The organism is Wolbachia endosymbiont of Ceratosolen solmsi, assembly GCF_017869155.1.
Taxonomy (GTDB): Bacteria; Pseudomonadota; Alphaproteobacteria; order Rickettsiales; family Anaplasmataceae; genus Wolbachia; species Wolbachia pipientis.
In genome coordinates, this window is sequence record NZ_CP054598.1 from 586,252 (window position 1) to 611,254 (window position 25,003).

At 36.9% G+C, this 25,003-nt stretch carries 25 protein-coding genes and 3 pseudogenes; 26 read left to right on the forward strand and 2 right to left on the reverse strand.

Features of this window, described 5'->3' with window-relative positions:
- Positions 1-1,314 precede the first annotated feature (1,314 nt).
- The 26 genes and pseudogenes from HUB95_RS02860 to HUB95_RS06120 all read left to right on the forward strand — a co-directional run bounded on the left by HUB95_RS02860 (position 1,315) and on the right by HUB95_RS06120 (position 21,205).
- A complete protein-coding gene (locus tag HUB95_RS02860; protein WP_174516736.1) occupies positions 1,315-2,112 on the forward strand; it encodes a hypothetical protein in 798 nt (265 codons plus the stop codon).
- A 274-nt stretch (positions 2,113-2,386) separates the two neighbouring features.
- Entirely contained in the window at positions 2,387-2,659 is a 273-nt protein-coding gene (locus HUB95_RS02865; RefSeq protein WP_209452511.1) for an AAA family ATPase, read from the forward strand.
- A 61-nt stretch (positions 2,660-2,720) separates the two neighbouring features.
- Positions 2,721-3,065, forward strand: coding sequence for an AAA family ATPase (locus HUB95_RS02870; protein WP_174516738.1), 345 nt, complete (start codon positions 2,721-2,723; stop codon positions 3,063-3,065).
- Position 3,066: 1 nt separating this feature from the next.
- Complete coding sequence (locus HUB95_RS02875) at positions 3,067-3,543, forward strand: crossover junction endodeoxyribonuclease RuvC (protein WP_174516739.1); 477 nt, start codon at positions 3,067-3,069, stop codon at positions 3,541-3,543.
- 141 nt (positions 3,544-3,684) lie between these two features.
- Positions 3,685-4,916 (forward strand): annotated as a pseudogene (locus HUB95_RS02880) (DNA modification methylase).
- A 1-nt stretch (position 4,917) separates the two neighbouring features.
- Positions 4,918-5,412, forward strand: coding sequence for a hypothetical protein (locus tag HUB95_RS02885; RefSeq protein ID WP_174516746.1), 495 nt, complete (start codon positions 4,918-4,920; stop codon positions 5,410-5,412).
- A 163-nt stretch (positions 5,413-5,575) separates the two neighbouring features.
- Positions 5,576-7,394: pseudogene (locus HUB95_RS02890) on the forward strand (phage terminase large subunit family protein).
- Positions 7,394-7,618, forward strand: a complete 225-nt coding sequence (locus HUB95_RS02895) for a gpW family head-tail joining protein (protein WP_174516742.1) — start codon at positions 7,394-7,396, stop codon at positions 7,616-7,618. Before HUB95_RS02890 ends, HUB95_RS02895 begins: the two are co-directional and overlap by 1 nt.
- Positions 7,615-8,307 (forward strand): glycoside hydrolase family 25 protein, encoded by a 693-nt coding sequence (locus HUB95_RS02900; RefSeq protein ID WP_197907405.1) that lies wholly within the window; start codon positions 7,615-7,617, stop codon positions 8,305-8,307. Before HUB95_RS02895 ends, HUB95_RS02900 begins: the two co-directional genes overlap by 4 nt.
- Positions 8,307-9,725 carry a phage portal protein gene (locus HUB95_RS02905; protein ID WP_209452530.1) on the forward strand — a complete coding sequence of 473 codons (1,419 nt, stop codon included), beginning with the start codon at positions 8,307-8,309 and terminating at the stop codon, positions 9,723-9,725. The genes HUB95_RS02900 and HUB95_RS02905 overlap by 1 nt, the downstream gene beginning before the upstream one ends.
- Positions 9,722-10,816, forward strand: a complete 1,095-nt coding sequence (locus HUB95_RS02910) for a S49 family peptidase (protein WP_174516744.1) — start codon at positions 9,722-9,724, stop codon at positions 10,814-10,816. The genes HUB95_RS02905 and HUB95_RS02910 overlap by 4 nt, the downstream gene beginning before the upstream one ends.
- A 215-nt stretch (positions 10,817-11,031) precedes the next feature.
- Entirely contained in the window at positions 11,032-11,400 is a 369-nt protein-coding gene (locus tag HUB95_RS02915) for a head decoration protein (RefSeq protein ID WP_174516748.1), read from the forward strand.
- Positions 11,401-11,451: 51 nt separating this feature from the next.
- Entirely contained in the window at positions 11,452-12,456 is a 1,005-nt protein-coding gene (locus HUB95_RS02920; protein WP_209452512.1) for a major capsid protein, read from the forward strand.
- 173 nt (positions 12,457-12,629) lie between these two features.
- Positions 12,630-12,938: a head-tail joining protein gene (locus HUB95_RS02925; RefSeq protein ID WP_197907403.1), complete on the forward strand. Its 309-nt coding sequence runs from the start codon at positions 12,630-12,632 to the stop codon at positions 12,936-12,938.
- Positions 12,929-13,440: pseudogene (locus HUB95_RS02930) on the forward strand (phage tail protein). Before HUB95_RS02925 ends, HUB95_RS02930 begins: the two are co-directional and overlap by 10 nt.
- A complete protein-coding gene (locus tag HUB95_RS02935) occupies positions 13,437-13,895 on the forward strand; it encodes a hypothetical protein (protein ID WP_209452513.1) in 459 nt (152 codons plus the stop codon). Before HUB95_RS02930 ends, HUB95_RS02935 begins: the two are co-directional and overlap by 4 nt.
- Positions 13,889-14,353: a phage baseplate assembly protein V gene (locus tag HUB95_RS02940; RefSeq protein ID WP_197907400.1), complete on the forward strand. Its 465-nt coding sequence runs from the start codon at positions 13,889-13,891 to the stop codon at positions 14,351-14,353. Before HUB95_RS02935 ends, HUB95_RS02940 begins: the two co-directional genes overlap by 7 nt.
- 3 nt (positions 14,354-14,356) lie before the next feature.
- A complete protein-coding gene (locus tag HUB95_RS02945) occupies positions 14,357-14,611 on the forward strand; it encodes a PAAR domain-containing protein (RefSeq protein ID WP_197907399.1) in 255 nt (84 codons plus the stop codon).
- 2 nt (positions 14,612-14,613) lie between these two features.
- Positions 14,614-14,949: a GPW/gp25 family protein gene (locus tag HUB95_RS02950; RefSeq protein WP_197907398.1), complete on the forward strand. Its 336-nt coding sequence runs from the start codon at positions 14,614-14,616 to the stop codon at positions 14,947-14,949.
- Positions 14,950-14,951: 2 nt separating this feature from the next.
- Complete coding sequence (locus HUB95_RS02955; RefSeq protein ID WP_209452514.1) at positions 14,952-15,743, forward strand: baseplate assembly protein; 792 nt, start codon at positions 14,952-14,954, stop codon at positions 15,741-15,743.
- Positions 15,743-16,894 carry a phage tail protein gene (locus HUB95_RS02960; RefSeq protein ID WP_209452515.1) on the forward strand — a complete coding sequence of 384 codons (1,152 nt, stop codon included), beginning with the start codon at positions 15,743-15,745 and terminating at the stop codon, positions 16,892-16,894. Before HUB95_RS02955 ends, HUB95_RS02960 begins: the two co-directional genes overlap by 1 nt.
- A 174-nt stretch (positions 16,895-17,068) precedes the next feature.
- Positions 17,069-17,503 (forward strand): ankyrin repeat domain-containing protein, encoded by a 435-nt coding sequence (locus HUB95_RS02965; RefSeq protein WP_244662808.1) that lies wholly within the window; start codon positions 17,069-17,071, stop codon positions 17,501-17,503.
- A 344-nt stretch (positions 17,504-17,847) separates the two neighbouring features.
- Positions 17,848-18,429 (forward strand): ankyrin repeat domain-containing protein, encoded by a 582-nt coding sequence (locus tag HUB95_RS02970; protein WP_209452273.1) that lies wholly within the window; start codon positions 17,848-17,850, stop codon positions 18,427-18,429.
- Between the two features lie 42 nt (positions 18,430-18,471).
- Complete coding sequence (locus HUB95_RS02975) at positions 18,472-18,903, forward strand: DUF2924 domain-containing protein (RefSeq protein ID WP_197907394.1); 432 nt, start codon at positions 18,472-18,474, stop codon at positions 18,901-18,903.
- 10 nt (positions 18,904-18,913) lie between these two features.
- Complete coding sequence (locus HUB95_RS02980; RefSeq protein WP_209452274.1) at positions 18,914-20,437, forward strand: recombinase family protein; 1,524 nt, start codon at positions 18,914-18,916, stop codon at positions 20,435-20,437.
- Between the two features lie 30 nt (positions 20,438-20,467).
- Entirely contained in the window at positions 20,468-21,205 is a 738-nt protein-coding gene (locus tag HUB95_RS06120; RefSeq protein ID WP_244662715.1) for a hypothetical protein, read from the forward strand.
- Between the two features lie 121 nt (positions 21,206-21,326).
- On the opposite strand, the gene HUB95_RS06125 is transcribed toward HUB95_RS06120, so the two are convergent.
- Together HUB95_RS06125 and HUB95_RS06130 are read right to left on the reverse strand one after the other, a co-directional pair.
- Entirely contained in the window at positions 21,327-22,451 is a 1,125-nt protein-coding gene (locus HUB95_RS06125; protein ID WP_244662716.1) for a TomO hydrophobic C-terminal domain-containing protein, read from the reverse strand.
- A 244-nt stretch (positions 22,452-22,695) separates the two neighbouring features.
- On the reverse strand, positions 22,696-24,645 hold the full coding sequence (locus HUB95_RS06130) for an ankyrin repeat domain-containing protein (RefSeq protein WP_244662717.1): 1,950 nt from the start codon (positions 24,643-24,645) through the stop codon (positions 22,696-22,698).
- Between the last annotated feature and the right edge of the window lie 358 nt (positions 24,646-25,003).

Below are 25,003 nucleotides of genomic sequence, written 5' to 3' on the forward strand. Positions count from 1 at the left end.
TCATAAAACAGAACGTAGAAAAGCAAATAGCCTTCAATGTCGTTTTTAAGCGATTCTAGTATCTTAAGGTAAAATAATACCAACTACACCTAAGTAACGCTTGTAACACCCTTTAAAAGCCGATTAAAAGGTATATCTAAGTCATCACCCACCTCAAATTTTATCTTTGCAAAAGAAACTCTATTTTAGTTTATCACGTTTTTTATTCGTTGTAAAATATTTTTTCAAAAAAAGTGAACAGTTTTCATAATTTCGGTACAACAAGAGCTGGTTATTTTGGTATATTGGAGGTCTTATGGAAATATAACGACTTTTATCTAAAACTCCTAAGGGAATATTGTGAGTCTTTTGATGAAAAAATCTCTATAAACAGGTTATAGATGAAGGTCAAGGAAAAAAGTTTGAAGTTACTGCCATAGAAGAAGAAACAGAAGCTCGTAAAATTTGATTGCTGCTTAAAATGGAGACAAAGAGCAAAATTTATTGTCTCCAACAGAAAAACTTCTTTTGTAGTAGTCAAAAAAAGCAGAGATATAGGGCTTTCTGAAGGGAGGGGACAATTTTTCACCCCCTTGAAATTAAAACCAAAAAGATACAGTTTTACATAGCACATTTTCATTGTAAAAAAGAGCTATCAGCCCATTTCAATTGTCTCCATTGCAACACCATTCTTAAAAACGCCTTAGAAGGCTATTATAGCGTTACTGATGATCTAGATAGGGAGATACTGTTTTATCAAAAACTCATGTAACCTCTTCTAGATTCAAATAATCAGTTGTTTCCAAAATGGAAAGATCTCAAATAGCGAAGAAGCTGTTGTAAAAGACATAGCTGGTTTTAGGCTCTTTTTAATTTCTTAGCTGCCTTAAAATTATTTTAACTTTTTTTTAGAAAATCCCGGAAAAAGTGGTGAGAAATCCGGAGTATAGGGGCATTGAGTGTAGATAACACAAAAGTCGGCAAACAAACAGAGTAGAGAAGAGAAGATTGAAGAAAGCAAAAGAAATTTAGGCTTTTGGTAAGTTACGTAATTGAGAATTTGTATTTTTTTAGATGAGGTAAAAACTTTGTTTTAAGGCTAGATGCAACTTTAGGGTACAAAAATACTACCATTACCAAAGAACGCATATAATGCCCCTTAGAACTTGAATAAATGGCATTCTTAGCAATTCTATTACTGTATAGTAAACTCACTAGTGAGTTTAGCACGTTTTTTACGCTTTGCAAAGAAAAATTAAAAAAAAGTGAACAGTTTTTGTAAAATCGGTGAATATATATAACAAAAGCTGGTTAAGTTGGTATATTGGAGGTCTTATGGAAATACAACGACTTTTATCTAAAACTCCTGAACAATTGAGGGAATATTGTGAGTCTTTAGGTTATGAAGATAAGCAAAATCTCTATAAACAGGTTGTAGATGAAGCTAAAGGAAAACGTTTAAGAGAGCTGAAACAATTAAGTAAATTAGCTACTGCAATAGAAAAAACAACGGATAAGAAGTTATTGAAACCTTTTCGCGGTGATGATAATCCGCTTAATGGAGTAGTAATTTTAAGTTTTTTTGGAAAATTAAGTAGGCGCCTTCTTTTAATAATGCACTCTTCAGTTTACGATAAAAGTTTAAAACAGTTGGATGAGTTAGATGAATTATTACCACAGATGTATGGAGAACTAAGACCTAAATTGACAAGTAGCATGAGAAATTACGCAGAAAGAGAGCTAAGATTCAGCAACTTCTTGCGCGATAACATTGATACTTTCAAGCTTCTAGAAAAAGCTGAACATGGTTCTATAGAAGAAAGAAAAAAAGCAGCAATCGCGTTATTTATACGCCAGCCAGAATTAAATTTCCAAGGGGATGTATTTTTACTTGGTCTGATTTCTCAGCATATAGGAGTTTTTAGAAATCACGTAAAACGCAAAGTAGATGATTTGATTGACTCACTGGAAAAAGGCTTAGAAAAATTGGAAAACGTAGAAGAGGATACTGAAGAATATGGAGAGATTGAAAACGAGCTAATAGATGAAAGAAGTGAAGTAATGAATGAATTACGTTGTTTAGTGCTTAGCTATGCCCTATTTGAGGAAACACATGAACAAAGAAACCCTTAAAAGTCTCTTCAAAAGCCAAATTATCTACGCTTACAGTAACTATAAAGGTAAGGTAACTTTTAGTTGTATGAAAATTTTTTTCAAAAAAAGTGAACAGTTTTTGTAAAATTGGTGAATATATATAATAGCAAGGAATTAACTCCTAATTAAGGTAGGTAGCATAAGATTCTTGTTATTGACTTACAAAAACCCATTCATAGCGTATTTTGAAGGAACCAGACGATATTTAGGAACTTATGCTACAAACTTAAATTTAAATATTTTTAGTAATTTTATGATAAAAGCAATAGATTGTTCAAAATGGGTTGGTTCACCTCCCGAAAAAGAATTCATCATACAAGATTGGCTTTCCCTAGGAGAAGTATCATTTCTTAAAGGTGAACGTGAAGTTGGTAAATCACTTCTTGCTCAACAATTAATGATATCGGTTGCTACTGGTAAGCCATTGCTCAATATGGATGTCAAACAGGTTAAAGCATATGGTGTATTTTGTGAGAGCAGTAAACGAGATATAATACGTCGTCAGTGTATGTCTTTACCAAGTTGAAGAAACTTTATTTGAAAGCCAAATACAAATCCTTGCAAGAGAAGGAGAGAATAATTTCTTAATGATTTTTAACGATAAGGGTATAGGAGAGTTTACCCCTTTCTTTCATGAGCTATTTGAAGATATTCAATTGTTTCAGCCAAAGCTTGTAGTGTTAGATACAATTTCGGATTTATTTGGTGGAGACCCTTTACACCTTAAGCAGTTTATGGATGGCTGCTGTGCTCATATAGCAAAGACATTAAACTGCGCTGTTTTAGTATGTGAGCACGATTCAAGCATAACTATATGTGATGATAGAGTCTGGCACTTGTCCATGTTAGAAGAGGTAAAAGATGAACGGACGCTATATTGTGGGGGATCAAGCCATTTATTACGTTATCAAAATGGGGTTTTTGTAATTTAGGATGTCTATTTTAACACTCGACCTCGGCAAGCAAACCGGCTGGGCAATTCTGACAGATGGAGTAATTCAAAGTGGGAGTGAAAACTTTCATGGTAGCCGTTTCAGCGGAGGTGGAATGCACTTCTTAAATTTTCGTAGGTGGCTCAATGAGATGAGGGAAAGATTTTCAGATATTGAAGCAGTGTATTTTGAAGAAGTAAGAAGACATTTAGGTACTGACGCTGCACATTGCTACGGAGGCTTTCTAGCTCATTTAACAGCTTGGTGCGAGGAAAACAATATACCTTATCAAGGTGTACCTGTCAAGACGATAAAACGCTTTATCACCGGTAAGGGTAATGCAAGTAAAAGTGAAGTTATTGAAGCTGTAAAGGGAAAAGGGTTTATTCCTCAAGATGATAATGAAGCCGATGCTTTGGCGTTGATGCTTTGTGTTAATAATTTTAGTAAAGATTTTAATATGCTAGATAACACATAGGAAGTGGGTCCTTTCGGCCAGACTGGCGGACTTGGGAGCGAAACCCCGGACCCTCTCTAGCGTCAGACGTTTTTTAATTATTAACTTTTTAACAAGTCCTTAAGAATCTCCACTAGTAATTTAATAAATTATTCCACTAATATGAACTTAGCAATACACTACTATCCTATTGAAAATCTTGTCGAATATGAGCGTAATCCTCGTAAGAATGACGATGTAGTAAACAGAATGTGCGCTTCAATCCGGGAGTTTGGTTTTCGTATTCCGATAGTTGCAAAAAGCGATGGCACTGTGGTTGATGGTCATTTAAGACTTAAAGCAGCAAGAAAACTGGGTATGGAGAGTATTCCCGTAGTCCTCAGTGATAACTTAAGTGAAGCCCAAACCAAAGCTTTTCGTTTACTTGCCAATCAATCAGCTAACTGGGCAAAGTGGGACGATGATCTTTTGAAGTTGGAAATTCAAGAGTTAGAAGACTTGGAGTTTGACCTTAAAATGACTGGATTTGAGCTGGAAAAAGTCCAACGCTTTCTCGACAACATTGATGGAAAAGAAGAAGTAGAAAGAGGAGAAAAAGAGGGGGTGGAATTGGTCGATAAAAAGTCAGTAGTGTCGAAACCAGGGGATCTGTGGATTTTAGGTGGTCATCGAATCTACTGTGGTGATAGTTGTCTGGTTGAATCATTTAAAGCGGTACTGGACGATAAAATGGCAGATATTACCGTGTGTGACCCTCCGTATAACGTAGCATATGGTGACAGTCAGGAAAGAGAAGACAAAAAAATACTAAACGATGATCAAGGTGAAAATTACGAATTGTTCCTTTATGACATTTGTTCTCACGTTTTAGCATACACCAAAGGGGCAATTTACATCTGTGCATCATCATCAGAGCTTTCGACCTTGCAGAAGGTATTTGAAGAAGCAGGTGGTCGTTGGTCGACATTCATCATTTGGGCAAAGAATCATTTTACGCTAGGAAGATCTGATTATCAAAGACAATACGAAACAATACTCTAGGTTGGAAAAATGGCAATAAACGTGAGTGGCATGTGGGACGTAATCAAAGTGATCTCTGGTTTTACGATAAGCCAACGTACAACTCACTGCACCCAACGATGAAACCAGTGGAGTTAATGGAGAGAGCGATAGTAAACAGCAGTGGACCAGGGGATATAGTTCTTGATCCATTTAGTGGTTCTGGAAGTACATTGATTGCATGTGAGAGGACAGGAAGAATCTGTAGAACCATAGAACTTGATTCCGCCTTTGTAGATGTAACGATAAAGCGTTGGCAGGTGTATACAGGAAGAGATGCTATTCTCGCTGATACTGGAAAGACTTTTGCACAAATTCAAGAATCAAGACAATAAGATGGAAGAGGGAAAAATCACACAAACAGAATGGGCAAGGGAACAAGGGTTTGCCAAGCAATATGTCTGTTATTTAGTAAAGAAAGGAATAGTTGAGCTGAAAGATGGATTAATTGACCGAGAACAAGCAAATAGAGCAATAGAAGCAATTAGAGATCCAAGTCAACCACTGAGGAGAAAAGGTGGAGAAGAAGGGGAAAAAAGAGGAAATAATGATCTTTCAACGATGTTGCTTAAAACCCGGATAAAAAACGAGATGGAGCGGGGAAAACTGCTCGAGGCAAAGGCAAAAGCTGAAATTGGTGAACTTATCTCAGTAGAAGAAGTAAAGACTGAAGCATTTAATGTTGCAAGAGTTGTCCGTAATAATTTGCTTAACATTCCAGATAGGGTTTCAGCATTACTAGCATCGATAAATAACACAGAGAAGATCCATGAGACACTGACTGAGGAAATCAGAACAGCTTTAGAAGAGCTAACGCAGAGTGTATTTTAATGATGAAATACAATTTGAGGTCACTAAAGAAGCTCTTAATGAGTTTAGTAAGCCTTACCCATATATTAATTGTGATACTTATTTTAAGTAAGGCATCAGCAGATACTTATTGCAGACAAAAAATACCTCTTTTTCTCCTTAAAAGTGCAACAATTGCAGCATTATGATATACAGCAGTAGTTTTTATGCAGGGCTAAGGCCAGATCCACCACTAAAAGTATCAGAGTGGGCAGATAAGAACCGTCAGCTTTCGACGATAGCATCATCAGAGCCAGGAAAATGGAGAACAGAGAGAACCCCATATCTTAAAGAAATCATGGATTCACTATCTTCATCTTCACCGGCTGAAAAAGTGGTATTCATGAAAGGAGCGCAGATAGGCGGAACAGAAGCTGGGAATAACTGGATAGGATATATAATCGACCAAACACCAGGCCCTATGCTGGTAGTACAGCCAACAGTAGAAATGGGCAAGCGTTGGTCAAAGGGAAGATTTGCGCCGCTCATTGAAGATACACCATGTTTAAGGAGTAAAATAAAAGATCCAAGGTCGAGAGATTCAGGCAACACTGTACAAAGTAAGGAATTTCCGGGAGGAACGGTAGTAGTAACAGGTGCCAACAGTCCAGTGGGTTTGCGTTCAATGCCGGTAAGATATCTTTTTTTAGATGAAGTAGATGCGTATCCAGGGGATTCAGGAGGAGAAGGAGATCCAGTTTTACTCAGCATAGCCCGAACTAATACTTTTACGCGGCGAAAAATCTTTTTAGTTTCAACACCAACGGTTCACGGAATAAGCAGAATAGAGAAGGAATTTGAGAATTCAGACAAACGATACTTTTTTGTACCTTGTCCACATTGTGATCACTATCAGGTGCTGAAATGGCCACAGATAAAGTGGAAAGATAAAGATCCCTCAACAGCCCACTACGTTTGCATAGAGTGTAGGGGAGAAATAAAAAATCATCAAAAAACAGAGATGCTAGCTAGAGGTGAATGGAGGCCTACTAATCCAATAAAAGGTGAAAAAAAAAGGATTCCACCTTTCAAGCTTGTATAGCCCAGTTGGCTGGTATAGTTGGAAACAAGCAGTAGAAGATTTTCTGCATGCAAAGGAAAATGAACAATTACTAAAAGTTTGGATAAATACAACACTCGGAGAAACCTGGGTAGATAAAGGAGAAGTACCAGACTGGAAGCAACTATTTGAGCGTCGAGAAAATTTTCCGATAGGTACGGTGCCAAAAGGTGGAAAAATAGTGTTAACGGCAGGGGTTGATGTACAAAAAGACCGCTTAGAAGCAGAAGTAGTAGCATGGGGTATGGGTCGTGAGAGTTGGTCAATAGACTATCAGGTATTAGAAGGTGATACTGGAAGTGGAGAAGTATGGGAAAAACTTTCAGAGCTTTTGAATCATCATTTTATCGGTGAAAATGGGCTTGAATATATGATAAGTATGATGGCGGTTGATGCTGGGTATGCAACACAAGAGGTATACAACTGGGTAAGAGGTCACCAAGGGTCAGGGAGAGTAATGGCAGTAAAAGGGGCAAACAAAGCGCTAGTGCCACTTAGCAGCCCAAGTAGAGTAGATGTAACAGTTAGCGGACAAAAGCTAAAGAGAGGAATGAAGCTGTGGCCAGTTGGGGTATCGATATTGAAGTCCGAGCTTTTTCAGCTACTTAATGTTTTAAAAAACGGCCCAGGGTATTGTCATTTTCCAGAGTATCCACCTGAATATTTTAAGCAACTTACTGCAGAACAACTAATTACCAAGGTAGTAAAAGGGTATACCAAACAAGAGTGGCAAAAGATAAGAGATCGAAATGAAGTACTAGATTGCAGAGTTTACGCAAGAGCAGCATCGATAGCACTGGGAATAGATAGATGGCCAGAGAGTAAGTGGGAAAGTTTAGTAGGTGAAAAAACTAAAAAGTCAAAAAGAGTGAGAAGAAGTCAATGGTTGAGTGAGAAAAGTTGATGTACAACCAAGAATATTTAACTCAAGTAGAAGAAGCGATAAAGAAGCTACAGAGCGGGGAAAGAGTAGTATCGATTGCATATGGTGACCATGTAGTTCGGTATGGAGAAGTTCAGATAAAAGATCTATTGGACTTAAGACAACGCATTAAATCTGAATTGAAAGTCGCAGGTGTGAAGCCGAAGAGAAAGATTGTTATTGCAACTAGTAAAGGAGTTATATGAGAAGTTATATGATGGAAAATGAATACCCAGACTTTTTAGAGCATTTAAAGTATATTATAGCCACTGGTACACCAGGGATGCTTGTAAATGCAATAATAGACATTTCCCATTGGAATAAAAGTGTAGATTTTAAGCTAGTGAAAGAAGATGGTATAGTGGGCATCATACACAAAGCAACGCAAGGGGTGAAGTACATAGATCCTGAGTATGCAAAAAGAAGAAAAGCCGCTGAAGAAGAGGAATTGCTTTGGGGAGCATACCATTTTGGTGTCGGGGAAAAAAGCGGCAAAGACCAAGCTGATCATTTTTTAGAGACAATTGGCGATAGTTCAAGTATATTGCTAGCCCTCGACATTGAAGAAAATAAAGATGGAAAAAGTATAACAGCAAAACAAGCGGAAGACTTTGTTAATCGAGTTTATGTAGTAACGGGACGTTTACCATTAATTTATGGCAGTCCTTATTTTCTGAAAGATTTTGCAACGCAGATTTTAACTGAATGCCCACTATGGTTATCAAAATGGGGAGCAGAGCTAACATTACCAATAGGATGGAAAAAATGGACTTTATGGCAGTATACCGATGGTAAAACAGGTCCTAAACCAAATTCAGTAGAAGGAATAGGCTCATGTGATAGAAATAAATTCAACGGAACATTAGAAGAATTAAAAGATTTTTGGATATCATGATGTTATTGAAATCATTCAAACAATTATTCCACAAGCGACCAAAACCAAAAGGTTCAGCATGGGATGGAGCTGGATCTGGCAGAAGATTATTGCACTTTCAACCAGAGACAGGAAGTATAAATAGCTTACTCTCGCATAGTCTTGAAACTTTAAGAAGTCGATCACGTGACATGGTAAGAAAGAACTCCTATGCAGCAAACATCATCGATACGATAGTGAGTAATTGCGTTGGGACAGGAATAAAACCGCAGTCAAAGGCGAAAGATGCAGAATTTCGGAAAAAAGTGCAAGAATTATGGCTGAGATGGACAGATGAAGCAGACAGTAGCGGAGTAAGTGATTTTTATGGACTGCAGGCATTGGTCTGTAGAAGCATGATTGAAGGAGGAGAATGTTTTGTACGGCTGAGAACGAGAAAACGAGAAGATGGTCTTTGTGTGCCGTTACAACTGCAAGTACTTGAATCAGAGCATTTAGACAATAAGAGCAATCAAACCCTTGCCAACGGTGATGTAATAAGAAACGGGATTGAATTTAACCGACTTGGGCAAAGAGAAGCGTATTACCTATTTAGAGAACATCCGGGTGAAGGATCATTTGGAGAGTCAGTTAGAGTACCAGCAAATGATGTTTTACATATTTACAGACCACTAAGACCTGGGCAGATTCGAGGAGTACCGTGGCTTTCTACAGTACTTTTAAAGCTCTATGAACTTGATCAATATGACGATGCAGAATTAGTACGAAAAAAGACTGCTGCAATGTTTGCTGGGTTTATTACCAGACTCGATCCTGAGGCGAACATCATGGGAGAAGGGGAAAGCAATGAGCAAGGGGTAGCATTATCTGGTTTAGAACCTGGAACTATGCAACTTTTAGATCCAGGGGAAGATATCAAATTTTCAGAGCCATCAGATGTTGGAGGAAGTTACGAAGCATTCATGAAACAGCAGCTCAGGGCAATAGCAGTAGGCATGGGAATAACGTATGAGCAGCTAACAGGAGATCTTACCGGGGTCAATTATTCATCGATACGAGCAGGGTTAATAGAGTTTCGCCGGAGGTGTGCAATGTTACAGCATAACGTGGTAGTATTTCAGTTTTGCCGGCCAGTATGGTGTAGATGGTTAGAATTAGCAATACTATCTGGAGAATTAGACATAAGTGAAAAAGGTGCAAAAAAGGTAAAATGGATAGCGCAAGGGTTTGATTGGGTAGATCCACTGAAAGACCAGCAAGCACAGCAAATGGCGGTAAGGAATGGGTTTAAAAGCAGGTCAGAAGTAGTATCAGAGCTAGGTTACGATATAGAAGAAATCGACCAAGAAATTGCTGAAGATCAAAGGCGTGCTAGTGAATTGGGTTTAAGTTTTGACTCGGACGTCAGTAGTTTTGATTCTAATACTGAAATAATATGACAACACAAGTGAGCTGGCTCAATAAACCGATGATGATAGAGCAAAGAAGCTTTGATTTATTGTCATTACATGCAGAGAAGCATCCAACGTTTAAAAATATAAAACATGCAGTAAGAAATAGTGAAAGGGGAATAAAAGTAATACCAATACATGGAATCTTGACGAAGAAGTCAGAGGCTTTTGATGATGTGTTGGGGATGACATCGTATGAGAAGATACGTGAAGAGATAGAAGAAGCTTTAATAGATGAAGAAGTAGAAACAATAATTTTGGACATAGACAGCCCCGGAGGAGAAGTAAACAGTTTATTCGATCTTTCGGACTTTATTTACGAAGCAAGGGGATTAAAAAAGATCGTAGCAATAGCAAATGATGATGCGTATTCTGCAGCGTATGCAATTGCATCAAGTGCTGAAAAAGTATTGGTAACGAGAACTTCAGGAGTTGGAAGCATAGGAGTAATAGCAAGTCATATAGATCAAAGTGGATTTGATGAAAAGCAAGGGATAAAATATACCACAGTATTTGCAGGAAAGAGAAAAAACGATTTAAATCCACACGAGCCAATAACGTCTGAAAGTCTGGAAAGCTTACAAGAGGAAGTAGATCGCCTATATGAGATGTTTGTCGAGCTTGTAGCAAGGAATAGGAATCTTTCCACGGAAACAATCAAATCAACGGAAGCAGGGCTATATTTTGGTGAGAAAGCAATAGAGATTGGACTTGCTGATGAAGTGATAACATATTCTGAATTTATAGATAGGAGAAACAATATGAGTAAAGCTGAATTTAACTATAAGGGCCACACCATCGATGCTGATGAGTTAATGGAAGAATCAAAACGAATAGGTTATGAGAGGTGCCGCAAGGAAGTATTAGAGGTAATAAGATTATGTAATTTATCAAAGATGCCAGAGAAAATAGGAGAATTTATCGAGCAGAATGTAAATGCAAAACAAGCGCAAGAAATATTAATGTCGATACTGGCGGAGAGAACGAAGAAGACAGAGATACTGAGTACAATACCGCAAAATACACCAGAAGACTTGATGATGCAGGTAGCAAGAACTCGAGCGCAATCTGGCATTTGAGAAATTTAGGTATCAGCAATTACAAACGCCGCGGTAAATAAGTGACCAAAGTCCGCCAGAATAGGCAATTACAGGATGGCATATCTTTTACCGCGGCGTATAACAGCTACAAACACAGCGGTAAACAAGTAGCCAAAAATTATAAGCAATCTATCTTTTACCGCCGCGTATCAAACATGGCGGTAAAACTAAAGGGAAAAAAAGGAGAAAAATTTATGAGTTGTATAACCGAACAAAATAACCTTGGTGACCTATTAAAGTATGAGGCATCAAATCTATATTCAAGAGACCAAATAACAGTAGCAAAGGGGCAAAACCTTAAACTTGGTACGGTTGTTGGTCGTGATAAAGATGATCTAATTAAAATTATAAACTTAGCGGCTACAGATGGCACGCAAACAGCAATAGGTGTAATAACAAGTGATGTAAACGCAACGGAAACCACCAAAGCAGTAATCATTACACGTATAGCAATGCTAGCAGATCATGCAGTGGTGTGGCCAGGAAATATCACTGAGGAGCAAAAAGCTGCAGCAATAAAGCAACTTGAAGCACGGGGCATCATCATTCGTAAGGGAGTTTAAAACTGCTCAACTGAAGAGCAAAACCAATTTAAAACACTAAAGGGGAAAAACATGCAAAATCCATTTACAAATCCAGCATTTAGTATGACGGAATTAACTAAAGCAATAAACATATTGCCGATAAATTATGGTCGAACAGAAAGCTTAAATTTATTTCCAAGTAGATCGGTAAGATTTCGACATATCACGATAGAAGAGCAAAACGGAGTATTGAGTTTATTACCAACGCAAGTTCCGGGAGCACCAGCAACAGTGGGAAAACGCGGAAAACGAAAAATAAGAACATTTACGATACCACATATTCCCCATGATGACGTAGTGTTACCTGAGGAAGTGCAAGGAATAAGGGCATTTGGGTCAGAGAATGAACTGAAAGCGTTGGCTAACGTGGTAACAGATCATCTGGAGTTGATGAGAAACAAACACGCGATAACGTTAGAACATTTGCGAATGGGGGCGTTGAAGGGAATCATTCTTGATGCAGATGGGTCAGAGTTATTAAATCTTTACAACGAATTTGAAATTACGCCAAAAGTAGTAAATTTTGCACTGGGAACTGCGACAACCGATGTTAAGCGTAAGTGTCTGGAAGTATTGCGCCATGTTGAGGACAACCTAAGTGGTGAATACATGACCGGGATTCATGCACTGGTAAGTCCTGAGTTTTTTGATGCACTAACTTCTCATGCCAAAGTAAAAGAAGCATACGAGAGATGGCAAGAAGGAGCAGCGCTAAGGAACGACATGAGATCAGGATTTACGTTCTGTGGAATAACATTTGAGGAGTACAGAGGACAAGCAACTGACCCTGAAGGAAATGTGAGAAGGTTTATAGAAAAAGACACAGGACACTGTTTTCCACTTGGTACAGCAAGCACATTTACTACTTACTTTGCGCCAGCGGACTTTAATGAGACGGTGAATACCCTTGGTCAGCCATTGTGTGCAAAACAAGAGCCAAGAAGATTTGATAGAGGGACTGACCTTCATACCCAATCAAACCCTTTACCGATGTGCCACCGTCCGAGGATATTAACAAAAATCGTTGCAGCATAGAGGAGCCAAAAAGGAAAGAATGACTTTCCTCCTACCAATATAGCCACTTTGTGTGCCTTTCAAGTTTATTGCATAAAGAGGTAAAATGGTTTTTGTGGGCAGAGCAACTACAAGAAAAGAGGTATGAAAAAGCTGCTCTGCTCGAAGTAAAAGTTAATACATAAAAAGAAGACATGCAAGGAAATATTAAGAGATTATTGAAAGATTGTTTTACACATTTAGGGCAGCAAGCGTTGTATGAATCAAAGGATAAGTCATACATGGTTCAGGTGCTGAAACAACAACCAGATAAATTATATGGAATTGGTGAAGGACAATTTGTCGGGGAGATGGTTTTTCTTGAGGTGAGTATATTCGATGTATTGCAGCCAGTAGTAGGAGATACCTTTATTATTGATAAGCGTAAGTACAAAGTATATTCACCACCACTTAGGGATAATTCAGGAATGTTGTGGAAGATTCAGGCGTCAGGATGCGTATAAACATAGAAATCACCGAAAGCATTATACAAAGCGTAAATGCCAAAAAATCTATAGTGGAATTGGCAACGATGAGGGCACTAAACAAAACAGCGCTATGGATAAAATCACAAGCAGCTAGAGAAATTAGCGAAGAAAAGAAAATAAACTTAAACGTGATAAGAAAGAGATTGAGAATTTTTAAGGCTAAGACAAGTAGGTTAGACGTATTAATGAGAGCAAATTTATATGATATTAGAGCATCAGCAGTTGGCAAGATGAAACAAACAAGAAAAGGAGCGAAAGTAGGAAACATGAGTTTATAGGAGCATTTATGGCAATAATGCCAAGAGGAAATAGTGGTGTTTTTAGGCGTGAAGGAAGAACAGCTTTGCCAATACAAGAGGTAAAATTAGCATTGGAGCCAGAAGCATCAAAAATAATAAAGGAGCTAGTTAATTATGAAACAGAAGGGATATTTGAGAAATATTTTGAGCGTGAATTAAACTATATTGTAAAAGTATGATTTTAACTGAGTTGCACAAAGCAATTTGCAGGATGTTGAAGAAAGAAATACCAGCGATACAGACATGTGAAGTATATCCAACGATAAGAAGGGAAATAGTAGCACCAGCGGTATTTGTAGAATTGTCAAGTTTAGAGCAAGGAAAAGATCCAGGAACAGAGGAATTGGCGCTGAGAGCAAGATTTGAAGCAAGAATTGTAGTTGATGGAACAGTCGAGGATTCCTCGGTAGTTGTGAGAGAATTAGCAGCAGAAGTTGCGAGAGTAGTGAATAAGAATACTTGGGACGTGGAAAATGTTTCAGCAGGTGAATTTATATCAGCAGGAGGAGATGATTTTAGGCCAGAGTTGGATGCATATCTAGTGTGGATGGTTGAATGGGTGCATGAAATCCATGTATGGAAGTCAGTGTGGTCAGAAACTGGCACATACAATAAGTGTTGGCGAAAATGTTAGAGCATAATTTTGCAATTTCAGAGCTGAATAGGAAGTTAGCGAATATTATTCGTATAGGTCTAGTTAAAGAAGTAGACTATGAAAAAGCAAGAGTGCGGGTAAAAATAGGAGAATTTTTAACGGATTGGCTTCCGTGGGTAACGGCAAGAGCAGGAGAAGATAGAAGTTGGTTTGCGCCGAATATTGATGAGCAAGTAATAGTATTATCGCCATATGGAGAGTTGTCATTAGGGGTAGTATTACCAGCAATATATCAGGAGAAATATCCCCCTCCGGAGAATAAAAAGGAAATAAATAGTGCAAAATTTCAAGATGGGACAAAGTTATCGTATGATAAAGATAAACATCATTTAGAGATAGATGTAATAGATAAAATAACGCTAAAAGTTGGGGAATCAAGTATAGAAATGACAAAAAAGGGAATAAAACTCAAAGCAAAAAGAATATATCTAAACTAATAGATGGGTAAAGCAATCGTTTGTGTAGGAGATTATTGCAGTGGAATACCAGCACATGTTTGTATGAGTGGTAGTAACGATGTTTTTGTAAACGGTAGATCTGTGTGTCGAAAAGGAGATATCTTAACTATGGGAGAGACACTAACGCAAGGATCAAACAGCGTATTTGTTAATGATATTGGCATAACAAGAACCGGTGACTTGGCATCGTGTGGTTTTCATGTAATGAGTATTAGCAAAAATGTATTTGCGAGCTAACAATGAAAGGGATGAGCAAAGAAACAGGTAAAGAATTAGAAGGAATAGAACATCTGAAACAATCAATAATTGATATACTGACCACACCGATAGGATCACGTGTTATGCGAAGGGATTATGGGTCAAGACTACTTGAATTAGTAGATAAGCCAATTAATAGGGATTTAACTTTGGAAATCTATGCAGCAGTAGCAGAAGCTCTACAAAAGTTGGAGCAAAGATTTAAGTTAGAAAAAGTAAAAATTACAGAAGTGAAAGAAGGAAAGGTCAATATTTCATTAGATGGTATTTATCTACCAAATGGAAAAAATATTCATTTTGGTGGGATTGTGGTATAGAGATGGAGCAGCCTAACATTATTGAGCCACTGAACTTTGAAGAAATTTTGTCTCGGATGAAGGAAGAATTAGTGCGTCGTGAATCAAGTTTCACAGCATTGGTAGAAAATGATCCAGCAATAAAGGTTTTAGAAGTAGCAGCATGGCGAGAACTTTTGCTGAGAGAAAGAATAAACGAAGCGGTAAAAAGTAATTTACTTAAGTTCGCAGGAGGAGAAGACTTAGATCGTTTAGCTGAGTTTTACGGAGTTGAGAGAGAAAAAGAAGAAGATGACGAACGATTTAGAAAAAGAATCAAGGCAAGAATAGTTGGCTGGAGCACTGGAGGAAATTATAGGTTTCAAGCACTCTCAGCAGATAGAAGAGTAAAGGATGCGCTAGTTGAATCAAAAGTGCCAGGAAGTGTAGAGATCTCGATTTTATCCACGGAGTTATCCACAAATGGCATAGCGTCTGAAGAACTACTTGATATTGTAGGAAAGCAAGTCACCAGGGATGATATAAGGGTATTAACAGATACGATAACAGTAGTTGGTTGCAATATTATTGAAATAAATATCCACAGCAGAATTAGTATTAAAAGACCAGATATTATTGAAACGGTGAAGAAGAAATTTATAGAAAAATTTGAAACAACGAAAAGATTGGGATGGAAGGTGACAAGATCATGGATTATAGCGAATTTGTTCGTAGAAGGAGTAGAAAACGTAGAATTAATAGAGCCAAGAGAGGATGTTGTGGTATTGGGGAATGAGTGTGCTGCCTTAAGAAGTTTAAATGTTGAGTTGAATTAATGCTATTACCACCAAATGCAACAAAACAAGAAAAAGCGCTGGTTGATGCAGTAGATTACAAAGTAGATCCTGGTTGTATCAGAGGGTTTAAATTTAGCCCAGGGGAAAAAGTATTACCATGGATAATTGAAGAGTACGGGCTGGGAGAAATCCTGCATTGGGTAACAGACAAAAGAAAAGCGATAAAAGAAGGGATAAAATTTCAAAGACTGCGTGGCACACCAGAATCACTTAAAATAGCATTAAAATGGGCAAATATAGAAGATATTACGATCATTGAAGAGCCACCCGGTAAACACTTTTTTGAGTTGCAGGTAGGGATAAGAGATGTACCGTTCGTAGATGCAGTAGTAGAACTAGCAAAACTATCATTGCCAGCAAGATCGAGGCTAATGAGGCTTTTCAATGACCACTATAATATTGGAAGATTTATTTTAGATGAAAGCTTTTTTGGCAGTTTGTTATCGGATTATTCAGGGGTAAAAATAGAAAAAGATGGACCAGTATTATCATTTGGAAGAGTAAATTTTTTCAGGTCTAGTGGTCCAGTTATTAGGATTATAGAAAACTATCTACGCGATCATTATGAACGAGCTTTAAGCAATGACATATATCGCTTGGATGTAGCAATCCTTGGAGAAACCGAGCCTCATACTAAGAACTATAACGGTATTTATGAAAGAAATCATGTGTGGTATAACTTCAAAGCGCTATATCCGCTACCACAGAGCTTACTACCGGCAATTAAGTTTGCTAAAGCGCAGATAGTATTATCAGATAGCTGGAACTTAGGAGAAATAAACGCATGTTTTCCGGTTACTGGTATAGAAGAGGAAGGGGATAAATTTTTATTGGGAAGTAGCAAACTATCTGAACAACTGTGGAATTTAAAATACAAGCCAATTTTAGAAAGGTTTAGCGTTACTCACCACTACAAGGTAGAAGATTTTACCAACCAAAAAGTTATAAGATTTGGTTTAGCAGAACACAATGTTCATTTTGAAAGCGATTTAAATTCAGAGCAAAAGGATTCAATACATGAACCGGAAAATTACATTTTAGTGTTTTACCCAGGTGTACTAACGTGGCACGAACATCGACATTTGAACAGAAGTTGGGAAGAAAAACAGGTCATATGTTTAATGAGTTAAATATATATACTTATATCTTCATACACTACATTAACATTCGGTAAAAATGTGTGTTTTTTGAAAAAAAAGAAGTTGCTTTTCCATGCCAAAACAGCTATAAATTAGGTAGGTGTAGGTAAACAAAAAAGATTTACCAAACGCTAGAAGTTAGGAAGTTTTATAGTGAGGTACATCATGTGGATTAGTCAAGAAGAAAGGGATGATTTTAATGAATTATTTCAAGAGTTGCTTGCAGGCAAATTGTCTAAAAAGCATATAAATAGAAAAAATGAAAACGGTGAAACAATGTTGCACCGAGCAGCAAAAATGTCGACGAGAAAAAAAGTAAACTGGCTGATATGGGAAGGAGCAGATGTAGATGCAAGAGATAACGAAGGTTATACACCACTGCACTTAGCAGCGCTTGGAATGCGTCTGGAAAACGTAAAAGAATTAATAGAAGCCAGAGCAGATATAAACGCAACTGAAGAAGATGGAAATACGGCACTACATCTAGCGTGTATGGTAGGTGGAAAAAAGATAGTAGAAGAGTTAATAAAAGCAGGGGCAGAAATAAACCGGGTAAGTATATCAGGATTTAGCCCAATGTATTACGCAAGTGATGAATAGATAAGCGAGGTGTTAAAGAAAAATGGAGGAAAAATAGTGAATAAATAGAGGGAGTTAATGGAAAAAATAAGTAAGGTATCGGAAAAGCAGGTGGTAAATGGTGGAAAGAAGCTAAATGATAGAGAAAAGCTGACAACAGCAGGAGGTAGATTTAATAGATTAAGTATATAGATTTATATCTTAATATAATATGCGGAAAAAATGTGTATATTTTGTAAAAAACTTGCTTTTTATGCCAAAACAGCCCTAAGTGAAAAAGTAGCTAGTAAACAAACAAGATTTGCTAAGCGCTAAAGTGAGCCAAATTGGAGCCACTTTATATTGTATTAATAGCTGAGGAACTTATGGTAAAATTTAGTAAGAAAGAAAGAGAAGAATTTAATAAGTCGTGGAAAGAAGTATTAGATAACCCAATAGAAAATATTAATAAAAAAGACACAAAAGGAAGGACGATATTACATTATGCAGTAGGGATGCTAGATCCAAAAAAAGTGATGTTATTAATCGAAAAAGGAGCAGATTTAGATGCAGCAGATGCCGGGAAATATAGACCACTACACCTAGCAGTGATGGGGCAACGTCTAGAAAATATAAAAGAGCTGATAAAGGCGGGAGTAGAGGTAAACGTAGTGGAACGTAGTAGCAAATTTGCCGCGTTACACCTGGCATGCATGGTCAGTGAGGTAAAAATAGTAGAAGAACTAGTAAAAGCGGGAGCAAATGTAGAGCAAAAGGATAAATATGGCAAAACCCCAATGGATTATGCGAGAAATAATAAAGAGATAAAAGAAGTGTTAGAGAACGTAAAAATGGCAAATAAACAGAGAGAGTTTATAGAAAGAATAAGGGTTGTATCGGAAAGTACGACAGCAGGTGTGATAGCGGCAAAGGAAGAGCTAGAAACTGTGGATGAGAAAGTGCTATAGCGTTTAAAAATTCAGAAGGGCTGTGTTTGAAAAGGTGATCATATGGAAAAAAAAGTAGAAAAAGAGGTAAAATGCTTAGAGAAAAAACCACTAGCAGAACTGAAAAAAATATGGAAGAAGGTATTTGAGGAAGAAGCACCTAGACACTCAAAGAAATACCTGATACCGAGGTTAGCATATAGGTTACAGGAGAAAGCGTATGGAGAAATATCAAGAAAAGGGGCAAAAAGACTAGAATATCTAGCAGATCGACTAGAGAAGGGAAAAAGAATAAGTAGTGACAAACTGCCAGTAGAGGGAACAGAGTTAATATTAGAGAGAGGAGAAGAAGTCCACGTTGTAATGGTAACAAATACAGGTTTGATCTACCGAGAAGAGTTTTATACGTCATTATCAGCGGTAGCCGGAAAAATAATGGGAATGAGCTACAACGGTCCTTTATTATTTGGGATGCGTGATAAAAAGGTAAGTTGAGGGGGAGAAAATGCTAAAAGAGGTAAGGTGTGCGATATATACGAGAAAATCAAATGAAGACGGGCTAGAGCAGAAGTTTAATAGTCTTGATGCACAGCGAGTAGCATGTGAAAAATATATAAAAAGCCGAGAAGGGTGGGTAGCATTAGCCAAAAGGTATGATGATGGAGGCTATTCAGGAAGTAATTTAAATAGACCAGCGATAAAGGAATTATTTGAAGATGTAAAAGCCGGAGAGGTAGACTGCGTGGTAGTATACACGTTGGACAGGTTATCAAGGGAAACGAAGGATTGCATAGAAGTAACGTCATTTTTTAGAAGGCACCGGATAAGTTTTGTAGCAGTGACGCAAATATTTGATAACAACACACCAATGGGAAAATTTGTGCAAACAGTGTTATCAGGAGCAGCACAACTAGAAAGAGAAATGATAGTAGAGAGAGTAAAAAATAAAATAGCAACATCGAAAGAGGAAGGATTATGGATGGGAGGAAATCCACCACTCGGCTATGATGTAAAAGATAAGGAATTAATAATAAATGAGAAAGAAGCAAAGGTAATAAAGCACATATTTGAAAGGTATATGGAGCTGAAATCAATGGCAGAATTGGCAAGAGAGTTAAACAGAGAAGGATATCGAACGAAGAAGTTTGAAGCAAAATCGGGAAAAGTATATGGAGGAGAGATATTTAAGAAAGCAACGGTAAGGAGAATAATAACAAACCCTATATATATGGGAAAAACAAGACATTACGAGAAACAATATAAAGGAAAGCATGAAGCGATAATAGAAGAAGAAAAATGGAAGAAGGCACAGGAATTAATAAAGGATCAGCCGTATAGAAAAGCAAAATATGAAGAGGCGCTACTAAAGGGAATAATAAAGTGCAAGAGCTGTGATGTAAACATGACGCTGACATACTCAAAAAAAGAAAATAAAAGGTACCGATATTACGTGTGCAATAATCATTTGAGGGGAAAGGATTGTGAATCAGGAAACCGAAATGTAATAGCCGGAGAAGTAGAGAAAGAAGTGATGAAGAGAGCTGAACGCTTATATGAAAATTGGGAAAGAGGGGAAGAAAAATGGGAAAATTTAAGTTTTGGAAAACAGAAAGAAGTGGTGAAGAAATTAGTAAAGGGAGTAATGGTAAAAGAAGATGGAATAGAGGTGCATTCTGAGTCAGAGAAGACATTTATAGCAATGAATTTAAAGAAGAAAGGAAACAAATGCACAGTAGTAGAACCAGAAGGGAAAACAAACAATGCGCTACTGAAAGCAGTGGTAAGAGCCCATCTGTGGAAACGTCAACTAGAGGAAAGAAAATATGCAAGTCTGAAGGAGCTGAGCGTTAAAATTAATATAGGTACAAGGCGCATACAACAAATTTTAAGGTTAAATTATTTAGCTCCAAAGATCAAAGAAGACATAGTAAATGGGAGACAACCAAGTAATTTGCGGTTAGTTGATTTAAGGGAAATACCGACGCTGTGGAGTGAGCAGATGGAAAAATTTTATGGATTAGTGTCGTAACGTTTATAAAAGCAACAAGAGGAAAAAACTATGAAAACACCGAAAAAAATATGGAAAAGTATTGCTAAAAAATTCAAAAATAGCACTGCCGCAAAAGCAAACGTTTCTAGCAGTGCAGACAAAGATATTTTAGAAGAAGGCAAAAAACTTTCAGAAGAAGTTCTTAATAAGGAAGTAACCATAAAGCAGCAGGTTGTAACAGGCAAAACTGAAAGTGTGAGTCTGATCCAGGATACTGCTTCTATAATCGGTAATATCGAGACACCGGCTGACGCATATGAAAATAGTAATAAAAGTAGTCTTGAAGAATTTATAGAACATAAACCATGCGAAAATAGTAATGAAAGTAATACAATAGCTATAGAGCACATCGCTACTTCAATAGAAAAGCTTGATAATACTGGAATATGCGAAAAAAATGAAACTGCTGTAACAGAAACTGACATACAAGAGCAAAATGCTTCCAACAGCCTTTCTTCTGCTGCATGTTTTGATAATGGGTCTAGCAAAGAAAATACTGCAGACAAAAAAGAAAAACCATCAATGCAACAAAGGCAAGCAATCCTGGCTGGTGTTGTTGGTGCGGCATTACTAGTCAGTAGTATCATAGCTTATTTATTGAAAATGTACGCCATAGCGGTGATTGGGGGAATAGTTGGATTAGCTTGTGTGAGTTATGCGTTGTATAGTGTGCTAAAGCCGAATACAAAGCTTGAGAAAGTAGAGGAACAATCGATTACTGCTCATCCTCATTTGAATCCAACATAAAAGGCCATGTCCAAAAAACCATAAATGTCAAGAAAGTTTTTAAATAAGATAACTTATTTAGAAGAATCTCTAAATTATTAACTTAATACCTAAACAATTATTCTATTCCTGCTATCCTTTCTCAACTTGGGCTATTTAAAACTTCCACAGCCGCAGAATCAATACCATTTTTAACTTCAACATTACTAAGCGCTGTATTTGCCTTATACGAACAGTAACATCCTACTGCAAGAAAAATCGATGCAGCTACAGCAAATGTAATACATATCGCTAAATAAGGTATTGTTAAACTTGCACCAACAGCAAATGCCCCAGATAATACAAAAGAAACAGAGGCATAGGTTACTTGCTTTCTACTCTGAGCGCTTACTGCTAAGAGTTTTTTGTTTTTAGCATTCAGATTTTGAGTTTGAAGTTGGATATTTTCTGATGAAAGTTGAGTTACTTCACTAGCTTTTTTAACCAAGTCTTGCTTTGTACTATTCAGCTCTTGCTCTTTTTCTGTGAGTTGATTTTTTATGCCTTCAAGTTCTTCTATAGTATTTTTAAGTCGAGTTACTTCTTGATTTGCACTACCTAGTGCTTCCTTCTGCTTTGTAAGTTGGGTGTTTAGTGTCCCTATAGTAGCGTTAAGTTTGTTTGTTTCACTAGTAAGTTGAGTTACTTTAACATCTTCGTCAGCCAAGCTTTTCTGTACGATACCCAACGCTTTCTCTTTCTCTGCGAGTTGAACTTTTGTTCTCTCAAGTTCCTCAATCTTTGTTATAAGCTTAGTTACTTCGCTAGTTTTGCTATCCAAGTCTTGCCTTGTACTATCCAGCTCTCCCTTCTGCTCTTTGAGCTGAGCTTCTAACTTCTCTATAGTACCATTAAGCTTGGTTACTTTTCCAATTTTGCTTTCCAGCTCTTCTTCTTTCTTCTTGAGTGCATCTTGCAGTTTTGTTTTCTCTTGCTCTAATTGAGCTTGTGCATTCTTTAGCTGCACATCTTTCTCTGTGAGTTCATTTTGTAGTTCTGCTTCCTTTGTTTCTAATTGAACTTGTGCACCCTTCAGCTTTTCCTCTTTCTCTGCAAGCTGAGTTTTCGTGCTTTCAAGTGCCTGAGTTTTTTCATTCAATTCTTTTTGTAGCTTTTCAAGCTGATTTCTCATATTCTCAGGTTCCTCTTGTCCTAATGAGCTTCCGACCTGCTGTGTGTTTGTAGGCATTTTACCCTCACTGAAATCATTGCTTACAGGTTCCTCCATTGAAGTCCCTACATTATTTATTGTATTACTTTCTTTTGTTGATGAAAGAACATTTTTTTCTATCTGTTGGCTGCCAGTACTTTCAGGTTCTGGACTTTTTTGATCGCCTGATTGACCGTTATTACTTTCCTCAACTGTTGCTTGTTGTGTATTGACTTCAGACTCATCTTCACTAGCACCTTTCAGTATACTTTCTTCTGCATCATAGAATTCATCATCACTCTCTTCAAAATTTTGTTCACTACTAAGTGGAACAGACTCTTTTTTTTTGTGATTGACTAAATAGATCTATAAGCTGAGTATTACCTTGCTCAGTTGCAAGCGCTACTGCATTTAGGTTTCCAAGATAGGGGTCAGCTCCTTTATTTAAAAGCAATTTTACAATTTCAATATCTTCATTTCTTAAGGTCACATTGTTTGAAAAACGCTTTAGCATCTCAGTATTTTGCTCAGGAGAAGTATGTCGCAATAGAACTTCCATTGTTTTTCTTGTATATTGACTTTTTTCGCTGTAGCTATTAGCAATAATTGCTTGTTCTAATTCAGGAGTGACATCAATTTTTGCTCCACGTTGAAAAAGGAAAGATGCTAAGTTATGATTATTGTGTTCTAGAGCGTAATAAATTGGTGATCCATTATTTGATTCGATAACTTTATTAACATCAGCCCCTGCTTCTATTAGAGCCTTTGCTACCTCTGTATAGTTCTTGTAAGCAGCCCCAATTAAGGGAGTAATTCCATTTTTATGTGCTTTATTAACATCAGCTTTTTTGCCTATTAAAAATCTTACTATCTCTTCATAGCCATTGTAAGCAGCTAAAACTAAAGGAGTAGACCCATCTTTATTTGCTTTATCAATATCAATTTTATCAACATACCTAAATAGTAATTCTACAACATGTACCTGATTAAATCTGCATGCATAACTTAAAGCTTCAGAAGCAATAGTATCATCAAAACTAATTTCAGTACTTTGCTGAAAATGATGAAGAGCTTGTTCAAACAATGCAAGCCAACGTGGACATTTGGTGTTTGCAATGAAACAGTGTAACAAGCATACTTTTTCAGCTTTGGAAATCTTGACACGTCGCATTAGGAACTTTTCAAGGTTCTCCACTTCTAGTATTAGATTGCTCACCGTTTCTAAATCTTCACCTAGAAAAGCTTTAACTAATCTACAATTTAAATCCTTACGAAATAAAGTTATAAGCTGAGTATTGCCTTTATCAGTGGCAAGTTTCATTGCAGATGGGTTTCCAAAATAAGGCTCAGCCCCTCTACTTAAAAGCAAATTCACAATTTCAATATCTTTATCCCCTAAGGTTTTATTATTTGAAAAGCGCTCTAGTATTTCAGTATTTTGTTTAAGAGAAGTATGTTGCAACAGAACCTGCATTGTCTCCTTTGTATATTTACCTAGTATGCTATAGCTATTAGTGATAATTGCTTGTTCTAATTCAGAAGTGACATTAATTCTTGCTCCACATTGAAAAAGTAAAGATGCTAAGCCATGTTTATTGCATTTTAGAGCGTGATAAATTGGTGTTCTATCTTTTGATTGACTAACTTTATTAACATCAGCTCCATACCTCAACAATAATTTTGCAACATCTATATTGCTGAACATACATGCAACGCTTAAAGCTGTGCCCTCTGGACATATATCAATGTTAAGGTCAATTTTGCCATCTCGCTTTGATAAAATATCTTCGAAGAACTTGAACCAATCTTTGAACATGCAAGCGTTAACGATAAGATTGTATAACACATGTTTAGAATCGTCCGGGTAAGTTATATGAAGGTTCTTTACTTTCTTTATTAGCTCTTCTGCTTCTTGTAAATTTCTGTAAAGAAATGCCTTAAATAAACGACTTGCAATATCTTTTTTGTTTCCTGCTCTTGGTGTTTCACTATGCTCATTATGTATACGCGATTTTCTACCTTCGTCATACTTCTTTCTTTGTTCTGGATCTACTAGTACTTCATGTGCTTTCATGAGTTGTTGAAATTTTTTCTTTGCTTCTTCATTGTCACAATTTCTATCTGGGTAATATTCTAGTGCTAATTTTCTATATGCTTTTTTTATGTCATCTTGCTTAGCATCTACACCTACTTTCAATATTTTATAGTAGTTAACGTCAACTTTAAAAGAGTGTTTAAAATTTTCAAAATTTATCTCCTCACTAACCGGCATACCCCCCTAATGATATTTCCTTTTTATGTTAATGGTATCCTAAACTTAGCTTTTGTCAACATAAATTCTGTTCTAGTTTAAAAAATCACTCACTTTCTAGCATCAACGAACATTTATTTGTTTACTTTCTTCAAAAACATAAAAATAGTACGTATATTTGTGAGAACAATTTAAATAAAAGCGGCGTTGTGAAAATAAAAACACAAAATTGTTGTAACAAAGTTAGGTGTATTAGTTCGTATATAAATTTAGTAAAAATAGGCTAATATAGCTGATTTTGTGGTGTAGTAAAGTTACTATATAGAAAAGTTCGCACAGATCTAGCGGTAGACCAACTGATCCCAAAAAACTTGTTCTC

Coding starts and splice junctions, on each gene's coding strand:
- HUB95_RS02910 (WP_174516744.1), top strand. CDS start 9,722: ATGACAACACAAGTGAGCTGGCTCAATAAACCGATGATGATAGAGCAA.
- HUB95_RS06125 (WP_244662716.1), bottom strand. CDS start 22,451: ATGGAGGAACCTGTAAGCAATGATTTCAGTGAGGGTAAAATGCCTACA.
- HUB95_RS02980 (WP_209452274.1), top strand. CDS start 18,914: ATGCTAAAAGAGGTAAGGTGTGCGATATATACGAGAAAATCAAATGAA.
- HUB95_RS02940 (WP_197907400.1), top strand. CDS start 13,889: ATGTTAGAGCATAATTTTGCAATTTCAGAGCTGAATAGGAAGTTAGCG.
- HUB95_RS02965 (WP_244662808.1), top strand. CDS start 17,069: ATGTGGATTAGTCAAGAAGAAAGGGATGATTTTAATGAATTATTTCAA.
- HUB95_RS02970 (WP_209452273.1), top strand. CDS start 17,848: ATGGTAAAATTTAGTAAGAAAGAAAGAGAAGAATTTAATAAGTCGTGG.
- HUB95_RS02920 (WP_209452512.1), top strand. CDS start 11,452: ATGCAAAATCCATTTACAAATCCAGCATTTAGTATGACGGAATTAACT.
- HUB95_RS06120 (WP_244662715.1), top strand. CDS start 20,468: ATGAAAACACCGAAAAAAATATGGAAAAGTATTGCTAAAAAATTCAAA.
- HUB95_RS02895 (WP_174516742.1), top strand. CDS start 7,394: ATGTACAACCAAGAATATTTAACTCAAGTAGAAGAAGCGATAAAGAAG.
- HUB95_RS02935 (WP_209452513.1), top strand. CDS start 13,437: ATGATTTTAACTGAGTTGCACAAAGCAATTTGCAGGATGTTGAAGAAA.
- HUB95_RS02955 (WP_209452514.1), top strand. CDS start 14,952: ATGGAGCAGCCTAACATTATTGAGCCACTGAACTTTGAAGAAATTTTG.
- HUB95_RS02950 (WP_197907398.1), top strand. CDS start 14,614: ATGAAAGGGATGAGCAAAGAAACAGGTAAAGAATTAGAAGGAATAGAA.
- HUB95_RS02925 (WP_197907403.1), top strand. CDS start 12,630: ATGCAAGGAAATATTAAGAGATTATTGAAAGATTGTTTTACACATTTA.
- HUB95_RS02865 (WP_209452511.1), top strand. CDS start 2,387: ATGATAAAAGCAATAGATTGTTCAAAATGGGTTGGTTCACCTCCCGAA.
- HUB95_RS02885 (WP_174516746.1), top strand. CDS start 4,918: ATGGAAGAGGGAAAAATCACACAAACAGAATGGGCAAGGGAACAAGGG.
- HUB95_RS02915 (WP_174516748.1), top strand. CDS start 11,032: ATGAGTTGTATAACCGAACAAAATAACCTTGGTGACCTATTAAAGTAT.
- HUB95_RS02900 (WP_197907405.1), top strand. CDS start 7,615: ATGAGAAGTTATATGATGGAAAATGAATACCCAGACTTTTTAGAGCAT.
- HUB95_RS02875 (WP_174516739.1), top strand. CDS start 3,067: ATGTCTATTTTAACACTCGACCTCGGCAAGCAAACCGGCTGGGCAATT.
- HUB95_RS06130 (WP_244662717.1), bottom strand. CDS start 24,645: ATGCCGGTTAGTGAGGAGATAAATTTTGAAAATTTTAAACACTCTTTT.
- HUB95_RS02960 (WP_209452515.1), top strand. CDS start 15,743: ATGCTATTACCACCAAATGCAACAAAACAAGAAAAAGCGCTGGTTGAT.
- HUB95_RS02945 (WP_197907399.1), top strand. CDS start 14,357: ATGGGTAAAGCAATCGTTTGTGTAGGAGATTATTGCAGTGGAATACCA.
- HUB95_RS02860 (WP_174516736.1), top strand. CDS start 1,315: ATGGAAATACAACGACTTTTATCTAAAACTCCTGAACAATTGAGGGAA.
- HUB95_RS02975 (WP_197907394.1), top strand. CDS start 18,472: ATGGAAAAAAAAGTAGAAAAAGAGGTAAAATGCTTAGAGAAAAAACCA.
- HUB95_RS02905 (WP_209452530.1), top strand. CDS start 8,307: ATGTTATTGAAATCATTCAAACAATTATTCCACAAGCGACCAAAACCA.
- HUB95_RS02870 (WP_174516738.1), top strand. CDS start 2,721: ATGATTTTTAACGATAAGGGTATAGGAGAGTTTACCCCTTTCTTTCAT.